Origin of the sequence: Sulfitobacter litoralis (assembly GCF_900103185.1) — a bacterium.
In the GTDB taxonomy this organism is placed as follows: Bacteria; Pseudomonadota; Alphaproteobacteria; order Rhodobacterales; family Rhodobacteraceae; genus Sulfitobacter; species Sulfitobacter litoralis.
This window is the reverse complement of record NZ_FNJD01000003.1, coordinates 25,023-48,776: the sequence shown is the minus strand read 5'-3', so window position 1 is coordinate 48,776 and position 23,754 is coordinate 25,023. Positions and strand designations below refer to the sequence as shown.

Annotated in this window: 25 protein-coding genes; 15 read left to right on the top strand and 10 right to left on the bottom strand. The window is 59.4% G+C overall.

The annotated features are described in order from the left end of the window. Positions 1-5 precede the first annotated feature (5 nt). Genes BLQ98_RS03635 through BLQ98_RS03620 form a run of 4 tightly spaced genes read left to right on the top strand, consistent with a single transcriptional unit; the run spans position 6 to position 2,621 of the window. Positions 6-794, top strand: a complete 789-nt coding sequence (locus BLQ98_RS03635) for an exodeoxyribonuclease III (RefSeq protein ID WP_093731986.1) — start codon at positions 6-8, stop codon at positions 792-794. A gap of 52 nt (positions 795-846) precedes the next feature. Then, positions 847-1,767, top strand: a complete 921-nt coding sequence (gene trxA / locus BLQ98_RS03630; RefSeq protein ID WP_093731985.1) for a thioredoxin — start codon at positions 847-849, stop codon at positions 1,765-1,767. A gap of 27 nt (positions 1,768-1,794) precedes the next feature. After that, entirely contained in the window at positions 1,795-2,439 is a 645-nt protein-coding gene (locus tag BLQ98_RS03625; protein ID WP_093731984.1) for an LON peptidase substrate-binding domain-containing protein, read from the top strand. Between the two features lie 29 nt (positions 2,440-2,468). Then, a complete protein-coding gene (locus tag BLQ98_RS03620; RefSeq protein WP_208596018.1) occupies positions 2,469-2,621 on the top strand; it encodes a Trm112 family protein in 153 nt (50 codons plus the stop codon). A gap of 20 nt (positions 2,622-2,641) precedes the next feature. Here BLQ98_RS03620 and BLQ98_RS03615 read toward each other — a convergent pair whose 3' ends face one another. Beyond that, positions 2,642-3,868: an FAD-dependent monooxygenase gene (locus tag BLQ98_RS03615; protein WP_093731982.1), complete on the bottom strand. Its 1,227-nt coding sequence runs from the start codon at positions 3,866-3,868 to the stop codon at positions 2,642-2,644. Positions 3,869-3,957: 89 nt separating this feature from the next. Between BLQ98_RS03615 and BLQ98_RS03610 the strand changes: the two genes are divergently transcribed. The 4 genes from BLQ98_RS03610 (at position 3,958) to BLQ98_RS03595 (ending at position 10,291) form a co-directional block, all read left to right on the top strand. Then, on the top strand, positions 3,958-5,286 hold the full coding sequence (locus BLQ98_RS03610; RefSeq protein ID WP_093731981.1) for an amidase: 1,329 nt from the start codon (positions 3,958-3,960) through the stop codon (positions 5,284-5,286). A gap of 109 nt (positions 5,287-5,395) precedes the next feature. Then, complete coding sequence (locus BLQ98_RS03605) at positions 5,396-6,577, top strand: aminotransferase class I/II-fold pyridoxal phosphate-dependent enzyme (protein ID WP_093731980.1); 1,182 nt, start codon at positions 5,396-5,398, stop codon at positions 6,575-6,577. Positions 6,578-6,594: 17 nt separating this feature from the next. Further along, entirely contained in the window at positions 6,595-9,516 is a 2,922-nt protein-coding gene (locus BLQ98_RS03600; protein WP_093731979.1) for a DNA translocase FtsK, read from the top strand. A gap of 172 nt (positions 9,517-9,688) precedes the next feature. After that, positions 9,689-10,291: a LolA family protein gene (locus BLQ98_RS03595; protein ID WP_208596014.1), complete on the top strand. Its 603-nt coding sequence runs from the start codon at positions 9,689-9,691 to the stop codon at positions 10,289-10,291. Between the two features lie 57 nt (positions 10,292-10,348). Here BLQ98_RS03595 and BLQ98_RS03590 read toward each other — a convergent pair whose 3' ends face one another. Then, positions 10,349-10,939 carry a transglycosylase SLT domain-containing protein gene (locus tag BLQ98_RS03590; RefSeq protein ID WP_208596013.1) on the bottom strand — a complete coding sequence of 197 codons (591 nt, stop codon included), beginning with the start codon at positions 10,937-10,939 and terminating at the stop codon, positions 10,349-10,351. A gap of 424 nt (positions 10,940-11,363) precedes the next feature. On the opposite strand from BLQ98_RS03590, the gene hspQ reads away from it, so the two are divergent. Next, positions 11,364-11,690, top strand: coding sequence for a heat shock protein HspQ (gene hspQ, locus BLQ98_RS03585; RefSeq protein ID WP_005850331.1), 327 nt, complete (start codon positions 11,364-11,366; stop codon positions 11,688-11,690). Between the two features lie 36 nt (positions 11,691-11,726). Here hspQ and BLQ98_RS03580 read toward each other — a convergent pair whose 3' ends face one another. From BLQ98_RS03580 to BLQ98_RS03570, 3 genes are all read right to left on the bottom strand, one after another. Further along, complete coding sequence (locus tag BLQ98_RS03580) at positions 11,727-13,304, bottom strand: gamma-glutamyltransferase family protein (protein WP_093731978.1); 1,578 nt, start codon at positions 13,302-13,304, stop codon at positions 11,727-11,729. 314 nt (positions 13,305-13,618) lie between these two features. Beyond that, positions 13,619-14,098: an ATP-binding protein gene (locus BLQ98_RS03575; protein WP_093731977.1), complete on the bottom strand. Its 480-nt coding sequence runs from the start codon at positions 14,096-14,098 to the stop codon at positions 13,619-13,621. Then, positions 14,095-14,436: an STAS domain-containing protein gene (locus BLQ98_RS03570; RefSeq protein WP_093731976.1), complete on the bottom strand. Its 342-nt coding sequence runs from the start codon at positions 14,434-14,436 to the stop codon at positions 14,095-14,097. The genes BLQ98_RS03575 and BLQ98_RS03570 overlap by 4 nt, the downstream gene beginning before the upstream one ends. Before the next feature lie 87 nt (positions 14,437-14,523). Here BLQ98_RS03570 and BLQ98_RS03565 point away from each other — a divergent pair, with 87 nt between their 5' ends. The 4 genes from BLQ98_RS03565 to rarD all read left to right on the top strand — a co-directional run bounded on the left by BLQ98_RS03565 (position 14,524) and on the right by rarD (position 17,908). Continuing rightward, positions 14,524-15,696, top strand: coding sequence for a thiolase family protein (locus BLQ98_RS03565; RefSeq protein ID WP_093731975.1), 1,173 nt, complete (start codon positions 14,524-14,526; stop codon positions 15,694-15,696). A gap of 76 nt (positions 15,697-15,772) precedes the next feature. Further along, the gene (locus BLQ98_RS03560) at positions 15,773-16,228 is read left to right on the top strand and encodes a GAF domain-containing protein (RefSeq protein ID WP_093731974.1); all 456 of its coding nucleotides are present in this window, start codon (positions 15,773-15,775) and stop codon (positions 16,226-16,228) included. Between the two features lie 35 nt (positions 16,229-16,263). Then, positions 16,264-16,887, top strand: coding sequence for a LysE family translocator (locus BLQ98_RS03555; RefSeq protein ID WP_093731973.1), 624 nt, complete (start codon positions 16,264-16,266; stop codon positions 16,885-16,887). Positions 16,888-16,981: 94 nt separating this feature from the next. Further along, on the top strand, positions 16,982-17,908 hold the full coding sequence (rarD, locus tag BLQ98_RS03550) for an EamA family transporter RarD (RefSeq protein WP_093731972.1): 927 nt from the start codon (positions 16,982-16,984) through the stop codon (positions 17,906-17,908). A gap of 53 nt (positions 17,909-17,961) precedes the next feature. On the opposite strand, the gene BLQ98_RS03545 is transcribed toward rarD, so the two are convergent. Beyond that, entirely contained in the window at positions 17,962-18,372 is a 411-nt protein-coding gene (locus tag BLQ98_RS03545) for a nuclear transport factor 2 family protein (RefSeq protein WP_093731971.1), read from the bottom strand. A gap of 59 nt (positions 18,373-18,431) precedes the next feature. Between BLQ98_RS03545 and BLQ98_RS03540 the strand changes: the two genes are divergently transcribed. Then, entirely contained in the window at positions 18,432-19,079 is a 648-nt protein-coding gene (locus BLQ98_RS03540; RefSeq protein WP_093731970.1) for a pseudouridine synthase, read from the top strand. 76 nt (positions 19,080-19,155) lie between these two features. On the opposite strand, the gene BLQ98_RS03535 is transcribed toward BLQ98_RS03540, so the two are convergent. Then, complete coding sequence (locus BLQ98_RS03535) at positions 19,156-20,595, bottom strand: aldehyde dehydrogenase family protein (protein WP_093731969.1); 1,440 nt, start codon at positions 20,593-20,595, stop codon at positions 19,156-19,158. 164 nt (positions 20,596-20,759) lie between these two features. Here BLQ98_RS03535 and BLQ98_RS03530 point away from each other — a divergent pair, with 164 nt between their 5' ends. After that, positions 20,760-21,413 carry a peroxiredoxin gene (locus tag BLQ98_RS03530; RefSeq protein ID WP_093731968.1) on the top strand — a complete coding sequence of 218 codons (654 nt, stop codon included), beginning with the start codon at positions 20,760-20,762 and terminating at the stop codon, positions 21,411-21,413. 100 nt (positions 21,414-21,513) lie between these two features. On the opposite strand, the gene BLQ98_RS03525 is transcribed toward BLQ98_RS03530, so the two are convergent. The 3 genes from BLQ98_RS03525 to BLQ98_RS03515 are packed head-to-tail and all read right to left on the bottom strand — an operon-like array spanning position 21,514 to position 23,725. Next, a complete protein-coding gene (locus tag BLQ98_RS03525; RefSeq protein ID WP_093731967.1) occupies positions 21,514-22,314 on the bottom strand; it encodes an ABC transporter substrate-binding protein in 801 nt (266 codons plus the stop codon). Beyond that, the gene (locus BLQ98_RS03520; RefSeq protein WP_093731966.1) at positions 22,311-23,027 is read right to left on the bottom strand and encodes an ABC transporter ATP-binding protein; all 717 of its coding nucleotides are present in this window, start codon (positions 23,025-23,027) and stop codon (positions 22,311-22,313) included. Before BLQ98_RS03520 ends, BLQ98_RS03525 begins: the two co-directional genes overlap by 4 nt. After that, positions 23,021-23,725, bottom strand: coding sequence for an ABC transporter permease (locus BLQ98_RS03515; RefSeq protein WP_093731965.1), 705 nt, complete (start codon positions 23,723-23,725; stop codon positions 23,021-23,023). The genes BLQ98_RS03520 and BLQ98_RS03515 overlap by 7 nt, the downstream gene beginning before the upstream one ends. Positions 23,726-23,754: the final 29 nt, after the last annotated feature.

Sequence of the window (23,754 nt, the reverse complement as noted above, 5' to 3'; positions counted from 1 at the left end):
GCCTCATGCCATTCACGCTGGCCACATGGAATATCAACTCTGTCCGGTTGCGCGAACCGATTGTGCTTAAGTTGCTGGCAGAACATGGGCCCGACGTTCTGTGCTTGCAGGAATGCAAAAGCCCCGTTGATAAGATCCCGACCGCCGCATTTATCGAAGCAGGCTATACCCATATGGTGGCGCGTGGGCAAAAAGGATACAATGGTGTTGCAATTCTGTCGCGACTGCCGCTGGTTGATGCCGGCGGTCACGATTTTGCCACCCTTGGTCATGCCCGCCACGTTGCGGCCAAGCTCGAGAACGGGGTGACAGTGCACAACTTCTATGTGCCGGCGGGTGGCGATGTGCCTGACCGCGAGGTGAACGAGAAGTTTGGCCAAAAGCTCGATTATCTGGCGGATATGCGCGACTGGTTTCATGGCGACAAGCCCGAGAAATCCATTCTGGTCGGTGATCTGAACATTGCCCCCCGCGAGGATGATGTCTGGGACCACAAGAAGCTGCTCAAAGTGGTCAGCCACACCCCCATCGAGGTCGAAAAACTAGCCGAAACCCAGGACGCGGGCGGTTTTGTCGACGTCACGCGGCAAGATGTCCCCCAAGGCAACCTGTATAGCTGGTGGTCCTACCGGGCCAAAGATTGGGATGCTGCCGACAAAGGGCGCCGTCTGGACCATGTCTGGGCCACGGGCGATATCTCGGGTGCGGCGCATTCCAGCCGTGTGCTACGCGAAGCCCGTGGATGGGAGAAGCCCAGCGACCACGCGCCGGTCTTTGCGACATTCGACCTTTGAAATAGACAGACGCGCCCTCATATAAAGGGCAACCCCAAGCGAGGATTTTGATATGATGGATTTGAACCTTTCCCCCGTTGCCGCCGGTGATGCCGATCTGATCAAAGATACCACCGAAGCGACGTTCATGGCCGATGTCGTCGAGGCGTCGCAAACCGTGCCGGTGATTGTCGACTTTTGGGCCCCTTGGTGCGGCCCGTGCAAGACGCTTGGTCCGATGCTCGAAGACGCGGTGCGCGCGGCCAAAGGCGCGGTCAAGATGGTCAAGATTAACGTCGACGAAGCCCAGCAGATCGCGGGGCAGTTGCAGATTCAATCGATCCCGACGGTCTATGCCTTTTTCAAAGGCCAGCCTGTTGACGGGTTTCAGGGGGCCTTGCCACAATCCGAGATCAAGGCGTTTATCGATCGCGTGATCAAGGCAGGTGGGGGCGAAGCCCCTGGCGAAGAGCTTTCCGAAGCTGTGGCAGCGGCTGATGACATGTTGGCCGAGGGCGCTGCCCAAGACGCGCTGGACACCTTTACTGCGATCTTGAGCGAAGACCCGAACTACGCTGGTGCCTATGGTGGCATGGTGCGTGCGTACATCGCGCTGGAGCAGCTGGATCAGGCCGAAGCCCATCTGAATGGCGCCCCGATGGAAATTTCCAAAGCGCCCGAGCTTGAAGCAGCGCATGCACAGCTGCAACTGGCGCGACAGGCGGCGGATGCCGGTCCGGTGGCCGAGCTTCAGGCCGCGGTTGATGCCAACCCCGACGACATGCAGGCCCGTTTCGATCTGGCGCAGGCGCTTCAGGCGCACGGCGATACCCAAGCCGCCGTGGATCAGCTGCTAACGCTCTTTGGGAAGGACCGTGAGTGGAATGATGGCGCCGCCAAAACCCAGCTTTTCACCATTTTCGATGCGCTGAAAGCGAACGATCCCATTGCGTTAAATGGCCGCCGCAAACTTAGCTCGATGATATTTGCATAAGGCGGGCTGCGCCCTAGGTAAGCTAACATGATACAGCAATCAGACCTGCCAGACACAATCGCGATCTTCCCGTTGTCGGGCGCTTTGCTGCTGCCGCGCTCGCGGCTGCCGCTGCACATCTTTGAACCGCGCTATTTGCAGATGATCGAAGACTGCCTGAAAACGCCGGGACGGTTGATCGGCATGGTGCAGCCGAATGTCGTGCCGGGCCGCGAAGGCCCGGGACTGCAGACCATCGGTTGCGCAGGGCGGATCACCCAGTTCTCTGAAACCGAGGACGGGCGCTATATGATCACCCTTGCGGGGATGTCGCGCTTTCGAGTAGTGAAAGAGGTCGACGGCTTTGCCCCATACCGACGCTGCGATGTGAGCTGGGACGGGTTTGAACGCGACCTTGGTAAGGATGAACAGGATTGCACGTTCGACCGTGATACCTTCTTGAACAAACTCAGCCGCTACTTCGATGCTCGCAACCTGTCGGCGGATTGGGATACGCTGCAAGAGGCCGACGATGAACTGCTGATCAACTCGCTGTCGATGATGCTTGATCTGGACAGTGAGGACAAACAAGCCTTGCTTGAAGCGCCATCCCTCTCTACCCGACGCGAGACGTTATTGACGTTGATCGAATACACCCTGCGGGGTGGCCAAGAAGGGGAGATGATGAATTGAACGCCGAAGAGATACCGTTTGACCGCCGCATGCTAGAGGCGTTGATTTGCCCCCGAACCCAGATGCGTCTGACCTATGATGCCGACAAACAAGAGCTGATCTCTGAGGCGGCCGGCCTCGCCTATCCGATCCGCAACGGTATCCCCGTGATGCTGGTCGACGAGGCGCGGATTATCGATTGATACGCTGGGGGCATCTGCACCTAAAGCGCTTTGCCCTGCATCAAACGGGGCAGGGTGCCGGTCAGCCCTGCGGCCTCGCGCATAAAGCCACGCCGCGCATCGGGCAGCGCATTGATCGCCGCCATCCCAACATCACGCGCTAGACGCAACAGCGGATTATCGTTCGAAAACAGCCTGTTGAAACTATCTGTCGCCAAGGCCAGCGCGGTGTTATCGAACCGGCGCCACAGCTGATACTGTTCCAACACGGTGGCGCTGCCGATATCCTGCCCGCGTCGGTGCGCATCTGCGATGACTTCGGCCAATGCGGCGACATCGCGCATACCGGCGTTTAACCCCTGACCGGCAATCGGGTGTACGCCGTGCGCGGCATCCCCCAGCAGCGCGACACGCGTGGCCATCATCGCATGCGCCAATGACAGGCTCAGCGGGTAGGTGTAGCGCGCGCCGGCAAGGGAGATTTCGCCCAGAAAGTCACCGAACCGCGGGCGGAGCACGTCCAGATATCCGTCGTCTGGCAGCGCGTTGATAGGTGCGGCATTGGCGGCGGTTTCGCTCCAGACGATGGACGACCTGTTGTCGGTGAGCGGCAGGATCGCGAGCGGGCCGGGCGGCATAAAGAACTGATGCGCGATACCGTGATGCGGTTTTTCATGCGCGATGGCGCAGACCAGCGCGGTTTGAGCATAGCCCCAGCCGATCCGCTTGATCCCCGCACGCATTGCGGTGCCCGATGCGCGGCCATCCGCGCCGACAACCAGCCGTGCGCGCAGGGACTTGCCGTCTGCGAAGGTCAGGGTGATACCCGAGGGTGCCGCGTCCTGCGCGACAACCGTTTCGCCGTCCAGCCGCGTGATCCGGGCGTCAGCGCTCACCGCCTCTGCCAATGCGCGGCGCAGGTGGCGGTCCTCGACCATATGGCCCATTGGCCCTTCTTCGATCTCTGCGTGATCGAAATGCATGAAGAAAGGGGAGGGGCCTTCGCCCGCGCGCCCGTCCGTCACTTTGATCTCGAGCATCGGTTGCGCGTGGGGTTTCACGCCCTCCCAGATCCCGAGCGCCCCCAGCATCCGTGTCGAGGTCAACGCCAGCGCATAGGATCGCCCGTCAAACGCCGCATCTTCCCGCGTGGCAGCGGGCAGCCTGTCGATCAACGTGACCCGCAGGCCGATCTGTGCCAAAGCCAAGGCAAGGGTCGGGCCATTCAGCCCCCCACCGACGATTGCGATATCTGTATCAAAATCCATAGCTTTAGATATGGGCGTGCAGCAGGGATTGTCCATGCGCGCTGGCGTCGCTACCGTCCCTTTTCCAAAGCATTATTCGAGGAAGCAACATGCAAGAGTGGTTAACCATGACAGCCGCAGATTTGGGACGGGGCATCGGGGACGGCCAGATTGACCCGGTGGTGCTGTGTCAGACCTATCTTGACGCAATTGACGCACACCCGCTGCGGGACCGTATCTATGCCCGCGTGACGGCTGACCGTGCGCTGACCGAAGCCGGTGCCGCGCGGGATCGCGCTCGCACAGGCCAGCGTTTGTCACTGCTGGATGGTGTGCCGATCAGCTGGAAAGACCTGTTTGACACGGCGGGCGTCGCGACAGAAGCAGGTAGCGCCCTGCTGAAAGACCGCGTGCCCGACCGCGACGCGCGTGTGCTGGCGAATGCGACGGCAATGGGGCTGGTCTGTCTTGGCAAAACCCACATGAGTGAACTGGCGTTTTCGGGGCTCGGGTATAACCCCAGCACCGCCACCCCGCCTTGTGTCAATGACGAAGACGCTGTTTCGGGCGGGTCATCTTCGGGGGCTGCGGCCTCTGTCGCTTTCGGTTTAGCGGCGGCGGCGATCGGATCAGATACCGGCGGATCGGTGCGCGTGCCTGCAGCTTGGAACGATCTGGTGGGGCTGAAAACCACATCGGGCCGTGTGTCGCTTGAGGGTGTCGTGCCCTTGGCCGCCAAGTTCGATACCGTTGGGCCACTTTGCCGGTCGGTAGAGGATGCGAGCCTGCTGCTGGCCCTCACCGAAGGGTCCAAGCCGATGGACATGGGCAGCACCGACATCGAAGGGCGTCGCTTTGCGATCCTGCGAACTGTGGCGTTCGACGATATTGAAGACGCCCCCGCAGCGGCTTTCGACGATGCTGTCGCACGGCTAAAGGAGGCCGGCGCGGTGATCGAGGACATCGATTTCGACCCTATCAAAGAGGCGATGCCGCTGAGCGGGTGCCTTTACACCGCCGAAGCCTACGGCCTGTGGCGCGACGTGATCGAGGCGAACCCGGATGCAATGTATGGTGAGATCCTTGAAAGGTTCCGTCTGGGTAAATGCCACTCCGGCCCCGATTACGTCGCGGCCTGGGCCAAGATCGACCACATCCGCGCGGCCTATGTGAAAGCTGTGGCGGGCTATGACGCGGTGCTGATCCCCACCGCACCACTGTTGCCCCCCAAACTGGACCGGCTGGAAACCGAGCATGACTACTACGTCTCGGCCAACCTCATGACCTTGCGCAACACGCGCATCGGGAATCTTATGGGGGTAGCAGCGGTGACGCTGCCCACGGGCACCCCTTCCTGCGGCCTGATGCTGATGGGCACGCCCAACGGCGAAGAACATCTGCTGCGCGTCGCCGCAGCCGCCGAGGAAGCACTGGCCTAAATGACACAAACGCTGCCCTGCGTCCTGCAATGTCTGGACGCGGGGCAAGCCCTTGGGTACTCTGGAACAAACGGGGCATGAATGATCCCGAACCCGAGGCAGTGAAATGATGTACCCCGAGCGGTTTTCGAACCTTCCGGCCCACGCGTGGCCGCGCCTGCGCGCATTGCTTGATGCGCATGAAGGCGGTGGCACGCCGATCCATATGACGATTGGCGAGCCGAAACATGCTTTTCCAGCGTGGGTCACCGATGTGATCGCGCAAAATGCGGCTGGGTTTAACAGCTATCCCGCCAATGACGGCACGCCCCAGTTGCGTGGTGCGATTGCCGGATGGATCAAGCGGCGCTACGGCGTGGCGGTCGACGCAGATACGCAGGTCATGCCGCTGAATGGCACCCGCGAAGGGCTGTATAACGCGGTCATGGCCGTGTGTCCGGAAACGAAGAACGGCCAGAAGCCGGCCATTCTGATGCCGAACCCGTTTTATCAGGTCTATATGATCGCCGCGATTTCCGGTGCGGCTGATCCGGTCATGGTCCCCGCGACGCGCGACACCGGTCATTTGCCCGATTTTGCCAATCTGCCCGAAGACGTGCTGAACCGGACCACAGCGGCCTATATCTGTTCGCCCGCCAACCCGCAGGGCGCTGTCGCCACCCGTGACTATTGGGCCGATCTAATCGCTTTGGCTGAAAAATACGATTTCAAGATTTTCGCGGATGAATGCTATTCCGAAATCTACCGCGACACGCCGCCCGTCGGTGCGTTGCAGGTCGCCCAAGAGGTCGGCGCTGATCCGGACCGTGTGGTGATTTTCCATTCGCTGTCAAAGCGGTCGAACTTGCCCGGACTACGGTCCGGCTTTGTGGCATCAGGTGTCAACACCATGCGCGAAATCAAGCAGCTGCGAAACTATGCCGGCGCGCCGCTGCCGCTGCCCTTGCAAGCGGCGTCGGCTGCGGTGTGGGACGACGAAGCCCATGTAGCCGAGAACCGCGCGCTATATGTTGAAAAATACGAAGTCGCCGACCGGATTCTGGGCAATGTTCCCGGTTACCAAAGCCCCGAGGCAGGGTTCTTTTTGTGGCTGCCGGTCGAGGATGACGAGGCCGCGGCACTGAAACTTTGGCGTGAGACCGGCGTGCGGGTGCTGCCGGGCGGTTATCTGGCGCAAACCGTAAACGGCGAAAACCCCGGTAAACAGTATATTCGGGTGGCGATGGTCGCCCCAAAAGAAGAGACGACGCGCGGGATTGAAGCGATCCGCCGCTGTCTCTATCCAGAGTAAGACGAGGGATCAGAGCAATGGCATATCAGACACGTGGGCGCGACCCTTTGCTAGACACAAACATGGCAGAAGCGATCGAAAAGCGCGGTAAGGAATTGCTGGGACTTGGGTTGATAGCCCTTGGCCTGATGGCCGCGATGATGATTGGCAGCTACACCCCCGATGATCCGAACTGGATGGTTTCGACCGATGCGCCGGTTCAAAACTGGCTGGGCCGCATGGGCGCATCGATCGCGGCACCGCTGTTCATGATCGTGGGCTGGGGCGCGTGGTCTGTTGCGGCAGTCTTGCTGGCGTGGGGCGTACGTTTCGCCCTGCACCGTGGCGAAGAACGCGCAGTTGGCCGGTTGATTTTCGCCCCGATTGGCGTCGCGCTCTGTTCGATCTATGGCGCGACCCTGACGCCGGATGCGGCTTGGCTGCAAACTCACAGCTTTGGCTTGGGCGGGCTGTTCGGCGATACCGTGATGGGGGTCATCCTGACCGTTCTACCCATCGGATCGACCTTTACGATCAAGCTGATGTCGCTGCTCATGGGCGTATCGATCCTCGTGTTTGGCGCCTTTGTCTTCGGCTTTACCCGTCTGGAACTGCAACGCCTGTTCCGCTTCATGCTGGTGGGGCTGATCATGGGCTATGCTGGTTTGATGACCCTCTTGGGACGCGGTGCATCTGGCGCGGTTTCAGCGGCACAGGGGCTTCAGTCACGTCAGCTGGAACGTCGCGAACGCAACCGCGTAGAGGCCGAAGAGAACGCCGAATTGGCTGCAAGCCAGGGGTATTACAACGATGCGTCGGCCTATGATAATGCGCCTGAACCTGCGCCCAAAACCGGTTTGCTGTCGAAGATGCCGGCACTGGTCAAACGTTCCGATCCGCTGCCCGAACCTGAATTGGTCGAAACATGGGCCGATCCGGAACTGGACGAAGGCCCGAGCGATGACCGCATCAAATCCAAGATCGCCGATGTGATTAAAAGCCGTGTGCGCAAGGGCGGCGGCGTGCACACCCCGTCCACCGCGCCTTTGACACGCGGTCGCGGACGTGGGCCCGATCCACTGCTGCTGGATACGACAGCGCGGGGTGCCCATCGTGCAGAACCTCCGCTCACCGGCGCTCAGGCCCCCTCCCCTACCCGGGTAGAGCCCCCTTTGGTTGCCAGCCGGAGCCCTTTGATCGCCGAACGGCCTGTGCTTGAACTGACCCCCTCCGAGCCCGACTATGATGCGGATATGGCGGTTCTGGATGATGATCCGATGTTCGACAGCCAGCTGCCTTTGCAAGAGGCAGAGCCTGACACGTCCATGCAAATCCCTGTCGCGCAGCCACGCAAAGTCGTGCAGCCGCAGGTCCGCAAACCGGTTCAACCCAGCAAGCAGGCGCAGGTCGAAGCGCAGCCTGCGCTGACCTTTGAGGATACCCACCCGGGATTCGAGCTGCCCCCCCTTAACCTGCTGGAAAGCCCCGACACAGTTGAACGTCTTCACCTGAGCGATGACGCGCTGGAAGAGAACGCGCGCATGCTTGAAAACGTGCTGGACGACTATGGCGTGAAGGGCGAAATCGTCGCCGTGCGTCCCGGACCAGTTGTCACCATGTACGAACTTGAACCGGCTCCGGGCCTCAAGGCGAGCCGTGTGATTGGTCTCGCGGACGATATCGCACGCTCCATGGCGGCACTGTCGGCGCGTGTGTCCACTGTGCCGGGCCGCAGCGTGATCGGGATCGAACTTCCCAACGAAAACCGCGAGAAAGTCGTCTTGCGCGAAATACTTGCCGCCCGTGATTTCGGCGACAGCACCATGCGTTTGCCGTTGGCCTTGGGCAAAGACATTGGCGGTGATCCTGTCGTTGCGAACCTTGCCAAAATGCCTCACCTGCTGATTGCGGGGACCACGGGGTCGGGTAAATCGGTAGCCATCAACACGATGATCCTGTCGCTGCTGTACAAGCTGACACCGCAAGAGTGCCGGATGATCATGATCGATCCCAAGATGTTGGAACTGTCCGTTTATGACGGCATCCCGCACCTGCTGTCCCCCGTTGTGACCGACCCGAAAAAGGCCGTTGTCGCGTTGAAATGGACCGTAGGAGAGATGGAAGAGCGCTATCGCAAGATGTCCAAGATGGGCGTCCGCAACATCGAGGGCTATAACGGCCGTGTGCGCGATGCTTTGGCCAAGGGCGAAATGTTCAGCCGTACCGTTCAGACCGGTTTTGACGATGATACGGGCGAGCCGATCTTCGAGACGGATGAGTTCAAGCCCGAGGCGCTGCCCTACATCGTTGTTGTCGTTGACGAGATGGCCGACCTGATGATGGTGGCAGGCAAAGAGATCGAAGCCTGTATCCAGCGTCTTGCGCAGATGGCGCGGGCCTCCGGTATCCACTTGATCATGGCAACACAGCGCCCGTCGGTCGATGTCATCACCGGCACGATCAAGGCGAACTTCCCGACCCGGATTTCCTTTCAGGTGACGTCCAAGATCGACAGCCGCACCATCCTTGGCGAAATGGGGGCGGAACAGCTTCTTGGCATGGGCGACATGCTGTACATGGCAGGCGGGTCCAAGATCGTGCGCTGCCATGGGCCATTCGTCAGCGATGAAGAAGTCGAAGAGATCGTGAACCACCTCAAGGCATACGGCGAACCCGATTATGTATCGGGCGTGGTCGAAGGACCATCTGACGACCAAGAGGGCAGCATCGACGCAGTTCTGGGCCTTGGCGGGAACACTGATGGCGAAGACGCACAGTATGATACGGCTGTCGCCATCGTCGCAAAGGACCGCAAATGTTCGACGTCGTACATCCAGCGTAAACTGGGCATCGGCTATAACAAGGCGGCACGTCTGGTCGAACAGATGGAAGACGCAGGGCTTGTGTCGCCAGCGAACCATGTGGGCAAACGTGAAATCTTGATACCTGAACAGGGTTAACCTGCAAAATTTATCGGAACGTCATAGCGACGTTGGGGGTTGGCTTGGGAACAGGCCGACCCCTTTTACATTTGCGCCGTGTTAAACGATATCCTGCTGCGTGATATCGCATATCATGACGCGACACCCTATGTCGAAGGCAAGGCTCTGGAATAAGAATAGGAAGACTATGATGCGTTTTGTGACAACCACCGTACTGGCCATAGGCTTGGGGCTCGCGGCTGTGATGCCCGCCGCCGCCGACAAACTGCCGCTGAACGAAATTTCCGGCTATTTGAATAAACTGAAGACCGCCAAGGGCGAATTCACCCAGATCAACGATGACGGATCAATCAGCACGGGCACGATCTATATCAAGCGCCCGGGCAAGGTGCGTTTTGAATATAACGCGCCGGATTCCGGTACTGTCATCGCGGGCAGCAACACCGTTGTCATCTATGACAAGAAATCGAACCAGCCGGCAGAGACATACCCCCTTTCCAAGACTCCGCTGTCGATCATTCTTGCGGCGAATGTGAATCTGGGTCAGGCCAAGATGGTCACGGGGCACAGCTATGATGGCACCGCGACCACCGTGCGTGCCCAGGATCCTGCGCATCCTGAATACGGTAACATCGAACTTAAGTTCACCGGTAGTCCCGTAGAGCTGCGTCAGTGGATCATCAACGATGGCAATGGCACGCGCACCACGGTCGTTCTGGGTGACCTGCAAAAGGGCGGCAGCCTGCCTAACAGCCTGTTTGATGTCGGCAGCCCCGGCAAAACAAACCGCTAAACGAAAAAGGGCCCCAGCAGCTGCGAGGGGCCCTTTCTTTATACTTTATCGATTGGCTTACCAACGTGACAAGCGGCACCCTGCGATCTGCTGCTGGTACATATCAGACCGCGCACGTACCTTGCGGGCCACGGCGACCAACCAAGGTTTGGAATTATAGCTTTGGCGCGCGTAGCCGGTATTGCCTTCGTGGTAGGCAAGATACTGGTTTTCGGCGTCATGCAGCGCGATACCGTTCTTTTCCCGGCTCTTGTTCATATACCAGCCCATGAAATCAGAGGCGTCGTTGATCCGATCACGCTTGGCGCGAAAACCGCCGGATTCGGCAAGGTATTCATCCCACGTCGCATCAAGCGCTTGGCTATAGCCAAAGGCGCTGGACTGACGGCCCATGGGGATGACGCCGATCACATAGCGAAACGGTGTACGGGCATCCGCAATGAATTTGCTTTCTTGATGGATCGTTGCCATCTGCACATGCACAGGCACACCCCAACGGCGTTCGGCGGCACGGAATGCACGATAGTATTCTGGGCGCTCTTTGAGAATCGCACATGCGTTATCAAGGTCTCGTGGGGCGCTCGTCGGGCCGCCACTACATGATGCCAAAAGCACAGCAATTATCAGGGCGCAAAAGGTTCTGCTCATCGGCCTCTCACATTTTTCGTGTTTTTATTGTCTTTAGTTTATCAGATCAGCCGCCAGACGCCCACCAGAAATTTACCCTAGAAACCCCAGTCTGAGCGGTATTCCCACACACCACGGCATGCGCAAAACGACCGGCGCGCATATTGAGCAGCCTGCATTTCGCCATTGTTTTCAATCCAGAAAGGGCGGCCAACGGATGGTGCTTGGCCGGTCTGCCAGGACTAAGGCGTCACGCCATATGGCGGAGACATCAAAATCCGGCCTTCCGCTTTCAGGACTACACTGGCTGTTCAAACAGATCATGACGGCAATCTGTCCAACGCACATGGGATGCGTTCACGAACTGTTTCCTTGGTTTGGCGTGGCAGGATTGGACAAAAGCCCCTTGAAGGGACTACGAACGAACGGTAGGTGCACCGAAGTTATGATAAGAACGCGCGCGAAATATCACTTGGGCCAGATTGTCCGGCACAAAAAGCATCCCTTCCGAGGGGTGATTTTTGACGTGGACCCAGAATTTGCCAATACCGAAGAGTGGTACGAGGCGATTCCCGAAGACAGCCGTCCCGAGAAAGACCAGCCGTACTATCACCTGCTCGCTGAAAATGAGCAAAGCTATTATGTGGCCTATGTCTCTGAACAAAACCTCGTGGCCGATTACTCGGGCGAGCCGGTAGACCACCCTGACATCCCCGATCTTTTTGGTCCGTTCACTGACGGTGCCTATCCGCTGCACTTCCAGTTGAACTGAGGCACAGCGCGGATCATCCGCGCCATGCCGCGCTGTTCAATAGCCCAAGGCACATCCGTCTTTGCGGGCGTCGCTCGCTCCTTCTAGCAGGCCGCTATCATGCAGTTTGATGGCCTGCGCACCGCCGATTGCTGTGGCGGGAATCTCGACCTTGTGGCCCATGTCTGACAGTTGCGCGCGGACCGCATCGCTATAGCCGCGCTCTACCTTCAGGATGCCCTTGTCGGAAAACGCGCGTGGCGCATCGATCGCGGCCTGCGGGTCCATCCCGAAATCGGTGAGGTTGGAAACAAGCCGCGCGTGGCCATTTGGCTGATACGCACCGCCCATCACGCCAAAGGGCATAATCACCTTGCCGTCGCGTTTGATCATCCCCGGAATAATCGTGTGCATCGGGCGCTTGCCGCCTTTTAGCTCGTTCGCATGGCCCTGTTCAAGGGTGAAGCCCGCCCCACGATTTTGCAGCAGGATACCGAATTTATCCGACGCGATGCCGGACCCAAAGCCGTGGAAAATCGAATAGATCAACGATACCGACATGCCGTCCTTGTCCACGACGGTGATATAGATCGTGTCCTTATGCACCGCTTCGGACAGGGCGACGGGGTCGGGCATGGCTTTCTTCGGGTCGATCAAAGCAGCTAGCTCCCGCGCTGTTTCGGGCGCAAGCATATGGGCCAACCGCGCGGTGTGATCAGGGTCAGCCAAAAAGCGATTGCGTGCATCATACGCCAGTTTGGCGGTTTCCGCCTCGAGGTGCACACGCTCTGCGCCCCACGGATCCATTGATGCGATGTCGAAATGTGACAGCATGTTCATCATCAACAGTGCGGTGGCCCCTTGACCGTTCGGCGCATGCTCCAGCACCTCGACATCTTGATACCGTGTGGCAATAGGATCGCCGGGCGTGCAGGCCACAGCGGCGAAATCCTCTGCCGTATGCAGCCCGCCTTGGGCGTTGAGGGACGCGACCATATCATCGGCGATCTCACCGGAATAGAATGCATCCCGCCCGTCTTTGGCGACGCGACGCAGCACCTCTGCCTGGCCAGGCGCACGGAACATGTCGCCTGCCTTGGGAGGTTGGCCACCGGACAGGTAAAAATCACGCGCAGCCCCTTGCAAGGTGTCCGCGTCGTTCCCCCAGTCAAAAGCGACGCGGGGCGCGACTGGCACGCCCTCATCGGCATAACGGATCGCTGGGGCAAGGAGCGCATCCAGACCCATGGTGCCGACACTGTCAGACAGGTGGCAAAAGGCGTCGATCGCGCCAGGAACCGTGACGGCATGGGCGCTGCGCAGGGGCACATTCGTTTCGCCGGCGTCACGCAGATGACTGGCGTCCAGTGCAGCGGGGGCACGGCCTGAACCGTTCAACGCATGTACATCTTCGCTGCCCGCTGGCGAATAAAGCACAAAGCAGTCACCGCCGATCCCCGTCATCTGCGGTTCGCAGATTCCCAACAACACGGCCCCTGCAATCGCGGCGTCCATCGCGTTGCCACCGCGTTCCAGAATGTCGATAGCGGTTTTCGCCGCAAGAGGATGGGACGTGGCGCACATGCCGTTTCGGGCCAGAACAGGGGAACGTCCGGGAAGGTGGAAATCGCGCATTGGTCAAGGCCCTCAGTTGCAAAGCATTCGCGCGAGCCTAGCGTGGGCGATATCGCGCGGGCAATCTTTTAAAAGGATTCGATCAGGAAAATGTGCCTCGGCATTGCGTACTGGGTGGGGGCTATTAAACGCAACGCCGAGGGAAGCTATATGCAGCTACACGACCGACATTGCCTGCAAAAATGGGCGGAAATATGAAACATTTGAGGCACCAATGCGAAGCTTTCGGAGGCACTGAGGTCTCGATGGCCTAGCGCTCTAAACCGACGCACAGCAAAGTCGCTCGCCCGTTTGCATCGCATCGCGTATCTGCGTCACCCTGCGGCAAGAGGTATGCGCAGGGTCAACAGGTTCATATCACCCATGCGAGAATACGCTAGATTGCAGCTTAGCAGGCGGATCAATCCCCAACCGAACCCACCTTCGGGCAGCACATCTGCGATTTCATGCCGCTTGAACGGCTTTCCAGCGGGAAGGGTGAACCCGGGCATCGGTTTGCCGATATCCGTGATGCGAAGACGCAGATCCTCCCCCGAATATGTCCCCCGCACCCCGATCAGCCCGGCTTGCGGCGCACCGGCATACGCGTGTTCGACAACGTTATTCAATGTTTCTGCCATCACCAGTTCGATCACTTCCAAATTCTCTTTGGATAGGCGGTGTCGGGCCAATTCTGCGCGAATATGACCCAAGGCCGCACATACTGCATCAGGGGATGCTTCAAGGGTGACTTCAAAGCCATAGGGTGCGGAGGCTGGTTTCACAGCGTCATTGTGCCGGTACAGTGCGCTCATGCCGTTGCGGGCCCGGCCATGGCCGCATCCATCGTCGGAAAAAGCGAAAAGACGCTGTCCATTCGCGTAAGTCGAAACACCCGGTCCACCGCGGGCGTTAGGCCCGCCAGCGACAACTTACTGCCCGGGGGGAGTAGTTTCAGCGTGGCAACAACTGCCCCAAGCCCGCTGGAATCGATAAACGAGACCTGCCCCAGATCCAGAATAACACCAGGCGGCGCGTGTTCGACCATGTCACGCATCGCTTCCTTAAAGGCACGCGCAACGGCGGCATCTATGCGGTCTTCCATGACGGATATGATTTGCAGCTGCCCTTCTGTTCTGGTTGAGAGTTTCATATGGTCATCCCCAAGGTGTCCCTGAAGCCTAAATGCATAACGCCGATACCTTACCAAAAGATGATCATTTCCCGGGGAGGGGACGAAATGGAAAAAGTCGTGATAGCAGGTGCCGCGCGGACGCCTATGGGCGGATTTCAGGGGGTTTTTGCCGACCTGACCGCCGCCGATCTTGGGGGGCACGCGATCAAGGCCGCGATGGACGGGGCCGGAACGGACACCGTGGACGAGGTGCTGATGGGCTGCGTTCTGCCTGCGGGCCAGGGACAGGCGCCGGCACGGCAAGCGGGATTCAAGGCGGGCCTGGGTGAGGACGTGCCTGCCACGACACTGAACAAGATGTGCGGCTCTGGCATGAAAGCGGCGATGATTGCCTTTGATCAGATTGTATTGGGGCACACCGGCGTCATGATCGCCGGCGGCATGGAAAGCATGACTAACGCGCCCTACGTCCTGCCCAAGATGCGCAGCGGCGCGCGGCTGGGGCACGGGCAGGTGATTGACCACATGTTCCTCGACGGGCTCGAAGACGCCTATGACAAAGGCCGTCTGATGGGCAGTTTTGCCGAAGACTGCGCAGAGACATTTCAATTCACCCGTGCCGTGCAAGATGACTATGCGCTGGCCTCCTTGTCGCGCGCGCTAGATGCGCAAAATAGCGGTGCTTTCGACGGCGAGATCGCAGCGCTTGATTTGAAAACGCGCAAGGGTGCCGTGACCGTCTCGGCGGACGAACAGCCCGGCAACGCGCGTCCCGAAAAGATCCCCCAGCTCAAACCAGCCTTCCGCGAAGGCGGCACGGTGACTGCGGCGAACGCGTCCTCTATTTCGGATGGGGCGGCCGCTTTGGTGCTGGCCTCTGAAACCGCGGCAAAGGCCCAAGGGCTGACCATGCGCGCGCATATCCTTGGCCATGCCAGCCATGCGCAGGCACCGGGGCTGTTTACGACGGCACCGGTCCCAGCCGCACAAAAACTGCTGGACCGGTTGGGTTGGCAGAAAGAGGATGTCGATCTGTGGGAAGTGAACGAGGCGTTTGCCGTCGTCCCCCTGGCTTTCATGCACGAGATGGGGCTGTCCCATGACATCGTGAACGTGAATGGCGGTGCCTGTGCACTGGGGCACCCCATCGGAGCCTCGGGCGCGCGCATCATAGTCACCCTGTTGAACGCCTTGGAAAAACGCGGGTTGAAACGGGGGATCGCGGCGATATGTATCGGCGGCGGCGAAGGCACCGCAATCGCCATCGAGCGGCCCTGAATTTCCAAATGGAAAAAATCCTCGGGGGTCGGGGGGCAGACTGCCCCCCGGTCCGACAGTAACAAAAGGCACTTATATGCGCGTTGACTATACGACCCTTTCCAAGACCCTCCATGCCTTGACCGAAGGCGAAACTGACAGCGTGGCACTGATGGCCACCGTCGCCTGCGAGGTCCACCATGCCGATGATCGTTTCGACTGGACGGGATTTTACCGCGTTACCGACCCCGAGCTGTTGAAAATCGGTCCGTATCAGGGCGGGCACGGTTGTCTGGTGATTCCCTTCGCGCGTGGTGTCTGCGGTGCGGCGGCGCGCACTGGCGAAACACAACTGGTAGAAGATGTGGATGCCTTTCCAGGGCACATCGCCTGCGCCTCTTCCACGCGGTCCGAAATTGTCTTGCCGGTTTGGGACGGCAAAGGGGAGCTGTTGGGTGTCTTCGATATCGACAGCAACCAACCGGCGGCATTTGACCAGACCGATGCAGACGCACTCGCCGTGATCTTGAAATCTGTCTTTTCTAACGTCTAGGCCGGTGAACCTGCCCACCGATCAAAGGAAACGCCATGAGCTTTGACGCATGGATCATTTTCGCCCTGTTCTGGGTGGTGTTTGTCACCACGCCGGGGCCAAATGCGGTGAACTGCATCAGCAACGGTATGAACCTGGGCTTTTCGCGGGCCATGGTGGGCGTGTTGGGAATCTTGACACAAGCGTCTTTGTTTCTGGCCCTGTCTGCAGTTGGTGTGACGGCGCTGCTGACGGCCTCGGCGACAGGGTTCTTTGTGGCCAAGATGATCGGGGCGGGGTTTTTGATCTACCTCGGCGTGCGCGGATTGATCATGGCGGGCAAACCCGTGGTGATGGATGATCGTCCCGCCGCGTCCATCTATTGGCGGTCCTTTGCGATTGCGACGATCAACCCGAAATCCGTTGCGGGATACCTTGCGGCCTTCAGCCAGTTCGTGCAGCCGGATGTGCCGATCTGGGATCAGATGATCGTGATTGTGCCCACCGCGCTGACGCTTACCGCGGCAAGCTACACGGGGTTTACCGCGCTTGGTGCCGGATTGGGGCGGGCGGCCTTGGGGGCAGTGTTCAACGTCTGGTTCCGCCGCGTGATGGCGGTCAGCTTTATCATCTACGGAGTGCTGTTGGGCAGCGCGCATACGCCGGTGATCAAGGGCTGATCCAGCGCGCCGGTAGGGCAGGTGCACTTGGGTCAGTCTTTCCCTCTGGCCCCTTGGGTCCTGCAGGCGTAAGCAGACCCCAAGGAGACACGACATGCGCAACCCCGATACCCTATCCGCCAACCAGCCCGCCCCGCCCGAAGACACGCCCCAAGGGCTTGCTTTTGCGATTGGGGCCTATGGTCTGTGGGGGTTTCTGCCGCTTTATATGAAGGCCATGGCCCATATTCCTGCGGCTGAAATCGTGGTGCATCGGGTCATCTGGTCCGTCCCCGTGGGCGCGTTGGTGTTGATCTTGCTAGGCCGTACCGCCACCCTGCGCGAGGCGTTCAGGTCTCCGCGTACCTTGGCGATGGGCTGCGTCACGGCGACGCTTATTTCGGTCAACTGGGGGATCTACATCTGGGCGGTGAACTCGGGTCACGCGCTGGATGCGGCCTTGGGCTATTATATCAACCCGCTATTTAGCATTCTGCTGGGGGCGCTGCTGCTGGGGGAACGTCTGTCGCGGCTGCAACTGGCGGCGATTGGGCTGGCGGCGGTGGCCGTTGCGATCCTGACCCTCGATTCAGGCCGTTTCCCATGGGTGGCCCTCAGCCTGACAGTGACTTTCGGGCTGTATGCACTGGCGAAAAAGCGGCTGCCTATCGGGCCCAACCAAGGCTTCCTGCTTGAGGTGTTGATCCTGCTTGCCCCCGCGTTTGCCTATCTGGTCTATCTGATCATGACGGGGCAGAACCACTTTGGTCAGGGCGTTTCGTTCGATACATGGATGCTGGTGGGCTGCGGCGTGGTCACGGCTGTACCGTTGATATTTTACGCCAATGGGGCCAAACGGCTGCGGCTGTCTACCATTGGTATTTTGCAATATATTGCCCCCACGATGATCTTCCTATGCGCGGTTCTGGTCTTTGACGAACCCTTCGGGCGGGCACGTATGATTGCGTTTCCATTGATCTGGGCGGCTTTGGTGATCTATTCGATCTCGCTATTCCAGCAGATGCGTCACAAGCGAGCGTGATCGGGGCGGAGGGCACCTCAGCTGCGGTGCCCTTCGTTTGCTGCGTCGGGGATTTAGGACAGCGCGTCTTTGAACGCGAGAAAGCTCGGGTCTTTCATCACGCGCGCGTTCATCGCTTCGCGTAGGGCACCGATGGATTTATAGGGGCGCATCACCACCTCGAATTTGGCGACCAGACCGTCGTCACCCAAGGTGATCAGATCGACGCCAACGGCATCCAGATCCCCGATCTTGCATTGAAACTCCAGCGCCCAATCTGCGCCTTCGCCCATAATCCGACGGTATTTGAAGTCGCTAAAGACATTGCCAACGTGGCCCAGTACGGCGGCCACTGGGGCGCGACCGGTCCATGTTTTGTAGTAGGTCGGCGGCATAAAGGTGACATCCTCGGCGAGAAGCGGGGCGATCTTGTCTGTCTCTCCCTTGGCGACCACATCAATCATCTGGGTAATAGTAGGGTGCATTCCGGATCCTTTGGTACAGATTGGGTTGAAAAACCACCCTACATCTGAGACGGACACCTATGGAAACAGAATATAATCCGCCCCAGGATCCGCTAGTGATTTTGCATGAAGATGCCGAAGTGTTGCTGGTCGATAAACCCGCAGGCTTGCTTTCGGTGCCAGGCAAGGGGCCGCATCTGGCCGATTGTCTCATCGCGCGGGTGCAGGATGCATTTCCGGACGCGCTGCTGGTGCATCGTCTGGATCGCGACACCTCAGGCGTGATGATCTTTGCGCTCACACCTTATGCGCAGCGCCATCTGGGGCTGCAGTTCGAAAAGCGGATGACGCGCAAAACCTATGTGGCGCGGGTCTGGGGCGTGCCGCAGGAAAAGACCGGCACCGTCGATCTGCCGCTGATCGTGGACTGGCCCAACCGCCCGCGCCAGATGGTCTGTCATGAAACTGGCAAGTCCGCGCAAACCGACTGGCGCCTGCTGAAAGACGAAGGCGACACCGCTCGCGTCCGGCTTAGCCCCAAGACAGGGCGGAGCCACCAGCTGCGGGTGCATATGCTCAGCCTCGGGCATCCGATCCTGGGGGACCCGTTTTATGCCACGGGTCCAGCGTTGCAGTATCCGCGCCTGATGCTCCATTCAGAAGAGCTGCGGTTCAACCACCCTCAGGGCGGGCATTCGACCAAGATCCGCGCCAAAGCGCCATTTTAAAGGCACGGTTGCGCGAACGAAAAAGGCCACCCCGCAAGGTGGCCTTGGTGTTTGTGGGGGATGCCGAAAGGGCTGCTTATTCAGCGGCCCAGCCAGAGACGGCTTTGATCTCGGTAAAGTCCTCGATCCCGTACATGCCACCTTCGCGCCCGTTGCCCGACTGCTTCATGCCGCCAAAGGGCGAGCCCGCGGCACGGCTTTGGCCGTTCATCTCGACCATGCCCGAGCGCAGCTGGCGTGCCAGACGGTTGCGGCGCTCGCCGTCTTGCGACTGCACATAGTTGGTCAGGCCGTAAACCGTGTCATTGGCGATCTGGACCGCTTGCTCTTCGCTGTCGAACTTCATGATCGACAGAACCGGGCCAAAGATTTCCTCGCGGGCGATGGTCATGTCGGGGGTCACGTCGGCAAAGACGGTGGGTTTGACAAAGAAGCCGCGGTTCAACCCGTCGGGACGTCCGGTGCCGCCCGCAACCAAACGCGCACCTTCGTCGATGCCCTTCTGGATCAGATCCTGAATCTTGTTGAACTGCGATTCATTCACAACGGGGCCGATGTGACGCCCATCTTCGGAGGCAGGACCAACGGTGACCTGCGACGCGACAGCGCCTGCTTCTTCGACGGCTTTGTCATAGACATCGGATTGCACCAGCATACGGCTGGGGGCGTTGCAGGACTGGCCGGTGTTGTTCATCATGTGCAGAACGCCACGTTTGACGGCTTTGTCATCCGCATCGTTAAAGACGATGTTCGCGCCCTTGCCACCCAGTTCAAGATGGACCTTTTTCAGCGTATCGGCTGCCGCTTTCGAAATCAGCGTGCCCGCGCGGGTCGATCCGGTGAAGCTGATCATGTCGATGTCTTTATGCGACGACATCTGGCTGCCAACGCCGACGCCGTCACCGTTCACAAGGTTGAACACACCTTTGGGGAAGCCTGCCTCGTCGATCAGTTCGGCAAAGATCATCGCGTCCAGCGGGCTTTCCTCGGAGGGTTTCAGCACCATTGTGCAGCCGGATACGACCGCAGCCCCGACCTTGAGCGTGATCTGGTTCATCGGCCAGTTCCATGGCGTGATCAGGCCCGCGACGCCAACCGCCTCGCGGATGATCCGGTCGTTGGGTGCGTGGTCGCCAAGCGGCTGTTCGAATTTGAACTCTTTCGCGGCTTTGATGAAGTTGCCCAGATGGTATGCGCCGGCCCCGACCTGCGCGGTGCGGGCCAGATCCATCGGCGCACCCATGGCGGTGCTCATCGCCTTGGCCAGATCTTCGGCGCGGGCCTGATAGACCTCGAGGAGCTTTTCCAAAAGCGCGATGCGGTCAGCCGGAGGGGTCGCCATCCAGCCGGGCAGGGCCGCTTTGGCGGCGGCAACTGCAGCGTCGGTATCTGCCTGATCCCCAAGCGAGATGACCGCGCAGGGCTCCTCTGTGGTGGGGTCGATCACGTGATAGTCATTCGGCTTGGCGGGGGATACCCATTCACCGTTGATGTAAAACTCGCGCTTCTCCAGCATGGGAAAACTCCTTTTGTCATGCGGTGTCGAGGGCATTTCCCCGACCTGTTGCGCGTACCATGTCACCACATTTGCAGACCCGCAAGTGAGGGGGTGAAACCGGCAGCGCAACGTCTTATATAAGTACTGAACGACAAACCGAAACCATGAAGCCGGAGTATATTATGTCCTTGCGCATCAACGATACCATCCCCGATCTGACCGTCGAAACCGATCAGGGCACGATCAGCCTGCACGACTGGGTTGGCGACAGCTGGGCGATCCTGTTTTCGCACCCCAAGGATTTTACCCCCGTTTGCACAACCGAATTCGGTGCGGTTGCCCAGCTTGCCGATGAATGGGAAAAGCGCGGCACCAAGGTGATGGGCATTTCCGTCGATGGCGTCGAAGAGCACAAGAAATGGAAAGGCGACATCGAGAATTTTGCGGGTGCCGAAGCGGGCTTTCCGATCATTGCCGATAGCGATCTGACCGTTGCCAAGGCGTTCGACATGCTGCCTGCCGACGCCTATCTGCCCGACGGCCGCACGCCCAATGACAGCGCCACAGTCCGCGCCGTGTTTATCATCGGTCCTGACAAGCAGCTGAAACTGTCGATGACCTATCCGATGACCGTTGGCCGCAACTTTGCCGAAGTGCTGCGTGCGCTGGACGGGCTGCAAACCTCGACCGGCAAGGGCGTGGCAACACCGGCGAACTGGAATGTCGGCGACGATGTGATCATCCCCGCAACCCTGTCGGACGATGATGCCAAAGCGAAATTCGGCGACTTCAACAAAATCCTGCCTTACCTACGCACCACTAAAGCGCCGAGCTAAAGCCAGATCTGAGGCCTTTGAAGCAAAACACCCGCATCGCGATATGTCGATGCGGGTGTTTTCTGCCGGAGCGATAAACGCGGCCTGCTAAAGGCGCGGATTACTGCTGTGCGTTAAAGGTGAACAGCTTTTCGCCGTTGATCGTATAGCTGTCGATCAGGCCCTTGGCGCGGTCGCCGACCAGCCAGCCTTCCAGCTGGGCCGCGGCGTCCTTGTTCACATGCGCGTGCTTTTCGGGGTTCACCGGAATATAGGCGTATTGGTTGAACAGCACCGGATCGCCTGCAAAGAGGATCGCCAGATCGGCCTTGTTGTCAAAGTTCAGCCAGCTCGCGCGGTCGGACATGATATAGGCACCCATCCCCGCAGCAGTGTTGAGGCTCGCGCCCATACCTGCGCCGACAGCTTTGTACCATTCGTCGAATGTCGCTGGGGCGAGATCGGCACCTGCCCAAAGGGACAGCTCTTTCTTATGGGTGCCGCTGTCATCGCCACGGCTCACGAAGGGAGCCTGGGCCTTTTCGATCCGGGCCAACGCGTCCTTGGCGGCCTCGGAATCCTTGATCTGGGCGGGATCGTCGCTGGGGCCAATCAGGACAAAATCATTATACATGATCTCGCGGCGGTGGGTGCCATATCCGTCGGCGACGAACGCCTCTTCGGCTTTCTTGGAGTGGACGAGGATCGCATCGACATCGCCCGCTTCACCCAACCGCAAAGCCTGACCGGTGCCGACGATCAGCAGTTGAACATCAAGGTCTAGATCTTCCTTGATGGCAGGCAGCAGCACGTCGGACAGACCAGAATTGTTAAACGACGTGGTGACAGCCATTTTCATCGTATCGGCCTGAACAGCAGTGGTGCCAAGCGCCACAACAAGAGCGGTAATCAAGGATTTCATATCAAAATGTCTCCGTTCAAAAAGGATTTGAATTCCGGGGTCTGCGGGGCGTCAAACGCATCGGGCGCCGGGCCGGCCTCGTGAATGTGACCTTTAAACAGAAACAATATTTCAGTTGCAAGCCGCCGCGCCTGACCCAGATCATGGGTCGCCATGACGATACGCGTCCCAGCCTGATGGGCGGCAGTCAGTAAGGCCTCGATATCCTTTACGGATCGGCCATCAAGGTTCGAACAGGGTTCGTCCAACAGCAGAATTTCAGGGTCGCGGATCAATGCGCGGGCAAGGGCGAGCTTTTGCTTTTCACCCCCCGACAACCCTGTCGCGGGCCGGTCCAGCGCTGCCGTCAGGCCAATCCGCGTGGCCCATGCCTCTACCGCGTCATTCACCTGCGCCTTTGGCTGGCCAAGAATCGCTAGTGGATATCCCAGATTGGCGCGCACGGACCGGCGCAGCATAACTGGGCTTTGGAATACATAGGCCTGTTTCATCCGCGCGACGTCATCCGGCGCGGACCATGTGACTGATCCCGTCGACAGCCGTTCAAGCCCGTGCAGCGCCTTGAGGAAGGTCGTCTTGCCGGCACCATTTGGCCCCAGCAGGATCGTAAACCCCGACTGACCAAGGGTCAGGTCCACAGGCCCCAACACTTGCTTGCCCTGACGGGTGACGGTCACATCGCGCATATGGGCTGGCATCAAGGGGGTCACCATCTGCCCTCTCTTTCGGTACGGGACAGTGCGTGGATGATCAGGTTAACGGTCAGCGCCAGCGCGATCAGAACAAAGCCGAGCCCAAGCGCCAGTGCGAAATCACCTTTACCGGTTTCCAGCGCAATAGAGGTGGTCAGCACGCGGGTGGCGTGGTCGATATTGCCGCCCACGATCATGATCGCGCCGACCTCGCCGATGGCACGGCCAAAGCCTGCCAGCGCCGCAGTCAGCAAGGCGCGCCGCCCGTCCGAAATTAACGTCAGGATCCGCCGCGTCGGCGTGGTGTTCAGCGAGATCAGCAAATCATGGTATTCGGCCCAAAGATCGCGCATCGCCTGATGGGTAATAGAGGCAATCAGCGGGGTAATGATGATCACCTGCGCGATGATCATCGCCGTGGGGGTGAACAGCAGACCCAACACACCAAAGGGGCCCGACCGCGACAACAACAGATAGACGATCAGCCCCACCACGACAGGCGGCAGACCCATCAGCGAGTTCAGCACGGCAATCGCAGTGCGACGGAAGCGGAAACGGCGGATGGCCAGCCACGTGCCAAACGGCAGCGCGATGGCTGAAGCGATCACCAGCGCGGTCAGGCTGACCTGCAACGACCTGAGCGTAATCTCGATCAGATCGGGGTCACCGGTGACAACCAGCCAGAACGCAGAAGAAAGGCCCGCCCAGATATCATTCATCGGGCGGGCCGTCGGAGTTTGCTATGCAT

What these genes read in the sequence shown, in the direction of transcription:
- BLQ98_RS03635 (WP_093731986.1), top strand. Translation starts at nt 6, where the DNA reads ATGCCATTCACGCTGGCCACATGGAATATCAACTCTGTCCGGTTGCGC.
- trxA (WP_093731985.1), top strand. Translation starts at nt 847, where the DNA reads ATGATGGATTTGAACCTTTCCCCCGTTGCCGCCGGTGATGCCGATCTG.
- BLQ98_RS03625 (WP_093731984.1), top strand. Translation starts at nt 1,795, where the DNA reads ATGATACAGCAATCAGACCTGCCAGACACAATCGCGATCTTCCCGTTG.
- BLQ98_RS03620 (WP_208596018.1), top strand. Translation starts at nt 2,469, where the DNA reads ATGCTAGAGGCGTTGATTTGCCCCCGAACCCAGATGCGTCTGACCTAT.
- BLQ98_RS03615 (WP_093731982.1), bottom strand. Translation starts at nt 3,868, where the DNA reads ATGGATTTTGATACAGATATCGCAATCGTCGGTGGGGGGCTGAATGGC.
- BLQ98_RS03610 (WP_093731981.1), top strand. Translation starts at nt 3,958, where the DNA reads ATGCAAGAGTGGTTAACCATGACAGCCGCAGATTTGGGACGGGGCATC.
- BLQ98_RS03605 (WP_093731980.1), top strand. Translation starts at nt 5,396, where the DNA reads ATGTACCCCGAGCGGTTTTCGAACCTTCCGGCCCACGCGTGGCCGCGC.
- BLQ98_RS03600 (WP_093731979.1), top strand. Translation starts at nt 6,595, where the DNA reads ATGGCATATCAGACACGTGGGCGCGACCCTTTGCTAGACACAAACATG.
- BLQ98_RS03595 (WP_208596014.1), top strand. Translation starts at nt 9,689, where the DNA reads ATGCGTTTTGTGACAACCACCGTACTGGCCATAGGCTTGGGGCTCGCG.
- BLQ98_RS03590 (WP_208596013.1), bottom strand. Translation starts at nt 10,939, where the DNA reads ATGAGCAGAACCTTTTGCGCCCTGATAATTGCTGTGCTTTTGGCATCA.
- hspQ (WP_005850331.1), top strand. Translation starts at nt 11,364, where the DNA reads ATGATAAGAACGCGCGCGAAATATCACTTGGGCCAGATTGTCCGGCAC.
- BLQ98_RS03580 (WP_093731978.1), bottom strand. Translation starts at nt 13,304, where the DNA reads ATGCGCGATTTCCACCTTCCCGGACGTTCCCCTGTTCTGGCCCGAAAC.
- BLQ98_RS03575 (WP_093731977.1), bottom strand. Translation starts at nt 14,098, where the DNA reads ATGAGCGCACTGTACCGGCACAATGACGCTGTGAAACCAGCCTCCGCA.
- BLQ98_RS03570 (WP_093731976.1), bottom strand. Translation starts at nt 14,436, where the DNA reads ATGAAACTCTCAACCAGAACAGAAGGGCAGCTGCAAATCATATCCGTC.
- BLQ98_RS03565 (WP_093731975.1), top strand. Translation starts at nt 14,524, where the DNA reads ATGGAAAAAGTCGTGATAGCAGGTGCCGCGCGGACGCCTATGGGCGGA.
- BLQ98_RS03560 (WP_093731974.1), top strand. Translation starts at nt 15,773, where the DNA reads ATGCGCGTTGACTATACGACCCTTTCCAAGACCCTCCATGCCTTGACC.
- BLQ98_RS03555 (WP_093731973.1), top strand. Translation starts at nt 16,264, where the DNA reads ATGAGCTTTGACGCATGGATCATTTTCGCCCTGTTCTGGGTGGTGTTT.
- rarD (WP_093731972.1), top strand. Translation starts at nt 16,982, where the DNA reads ATGCGCAACCCCGATACCCTATCCGCCAACCAGCCCGCCCCGCCCGAA.
- BLQ98_RS03545 (WP_093731971.1), bottom strand. Translation starts at nt 18,372, where the DNA reads ATGCACCCTACTATTACCCAGATGATTGATGTGGTCGCCAAGGGAGAG.
- BLQ98_RS03540 (WP_093731970.1), top strand. Translation starts at nt 18,432, where the DNA reads ATGGAAACAGAATATAATCCGCCCCAGGATCCGCTAGTGATTTTGCAT.
- BLQ98_RS03535 (WP_093731969.1), bottom strand. Translation starts at nt 20,595, where the DNA reads ATGCTGGAGAAGCGCGAGTTTTACATCAACGGTGAATGGGTATCCCCC.
- BLQ98_RS03530 (WP_093731968.1), top strand. Translation starts at nt 20,760, where the DNA reads ATGTCCTTGCGCATCAACGATACCATCCCCGATCTGACCGTCGAAACC.
- BLQ98_RS03525 (WP_093731967.1), bottom strand. Translation starts at nt 22,314, where the DNA reads ATGAAATCCTTGATTACCGCTCTTGTTGTGGCGCTTGGCACCACTGCT.
- BLQ98_RS03520 (WP_093731966.1), bottom strand. Translation starts at nt 23,027, where the DNA reads ATGGTGACCCCCTTGATGCCAGCCCATATGCGCGATGTGACCGTCACC.
- BLQ98_RS03515 (WP_093731965.1), bottom strand. Translation starts at nt 23,725, where the DNA reads ATGAATGATATCTGGGCGGGCCTTTCTTCTGCGTTCTGGCTGGTTGTC.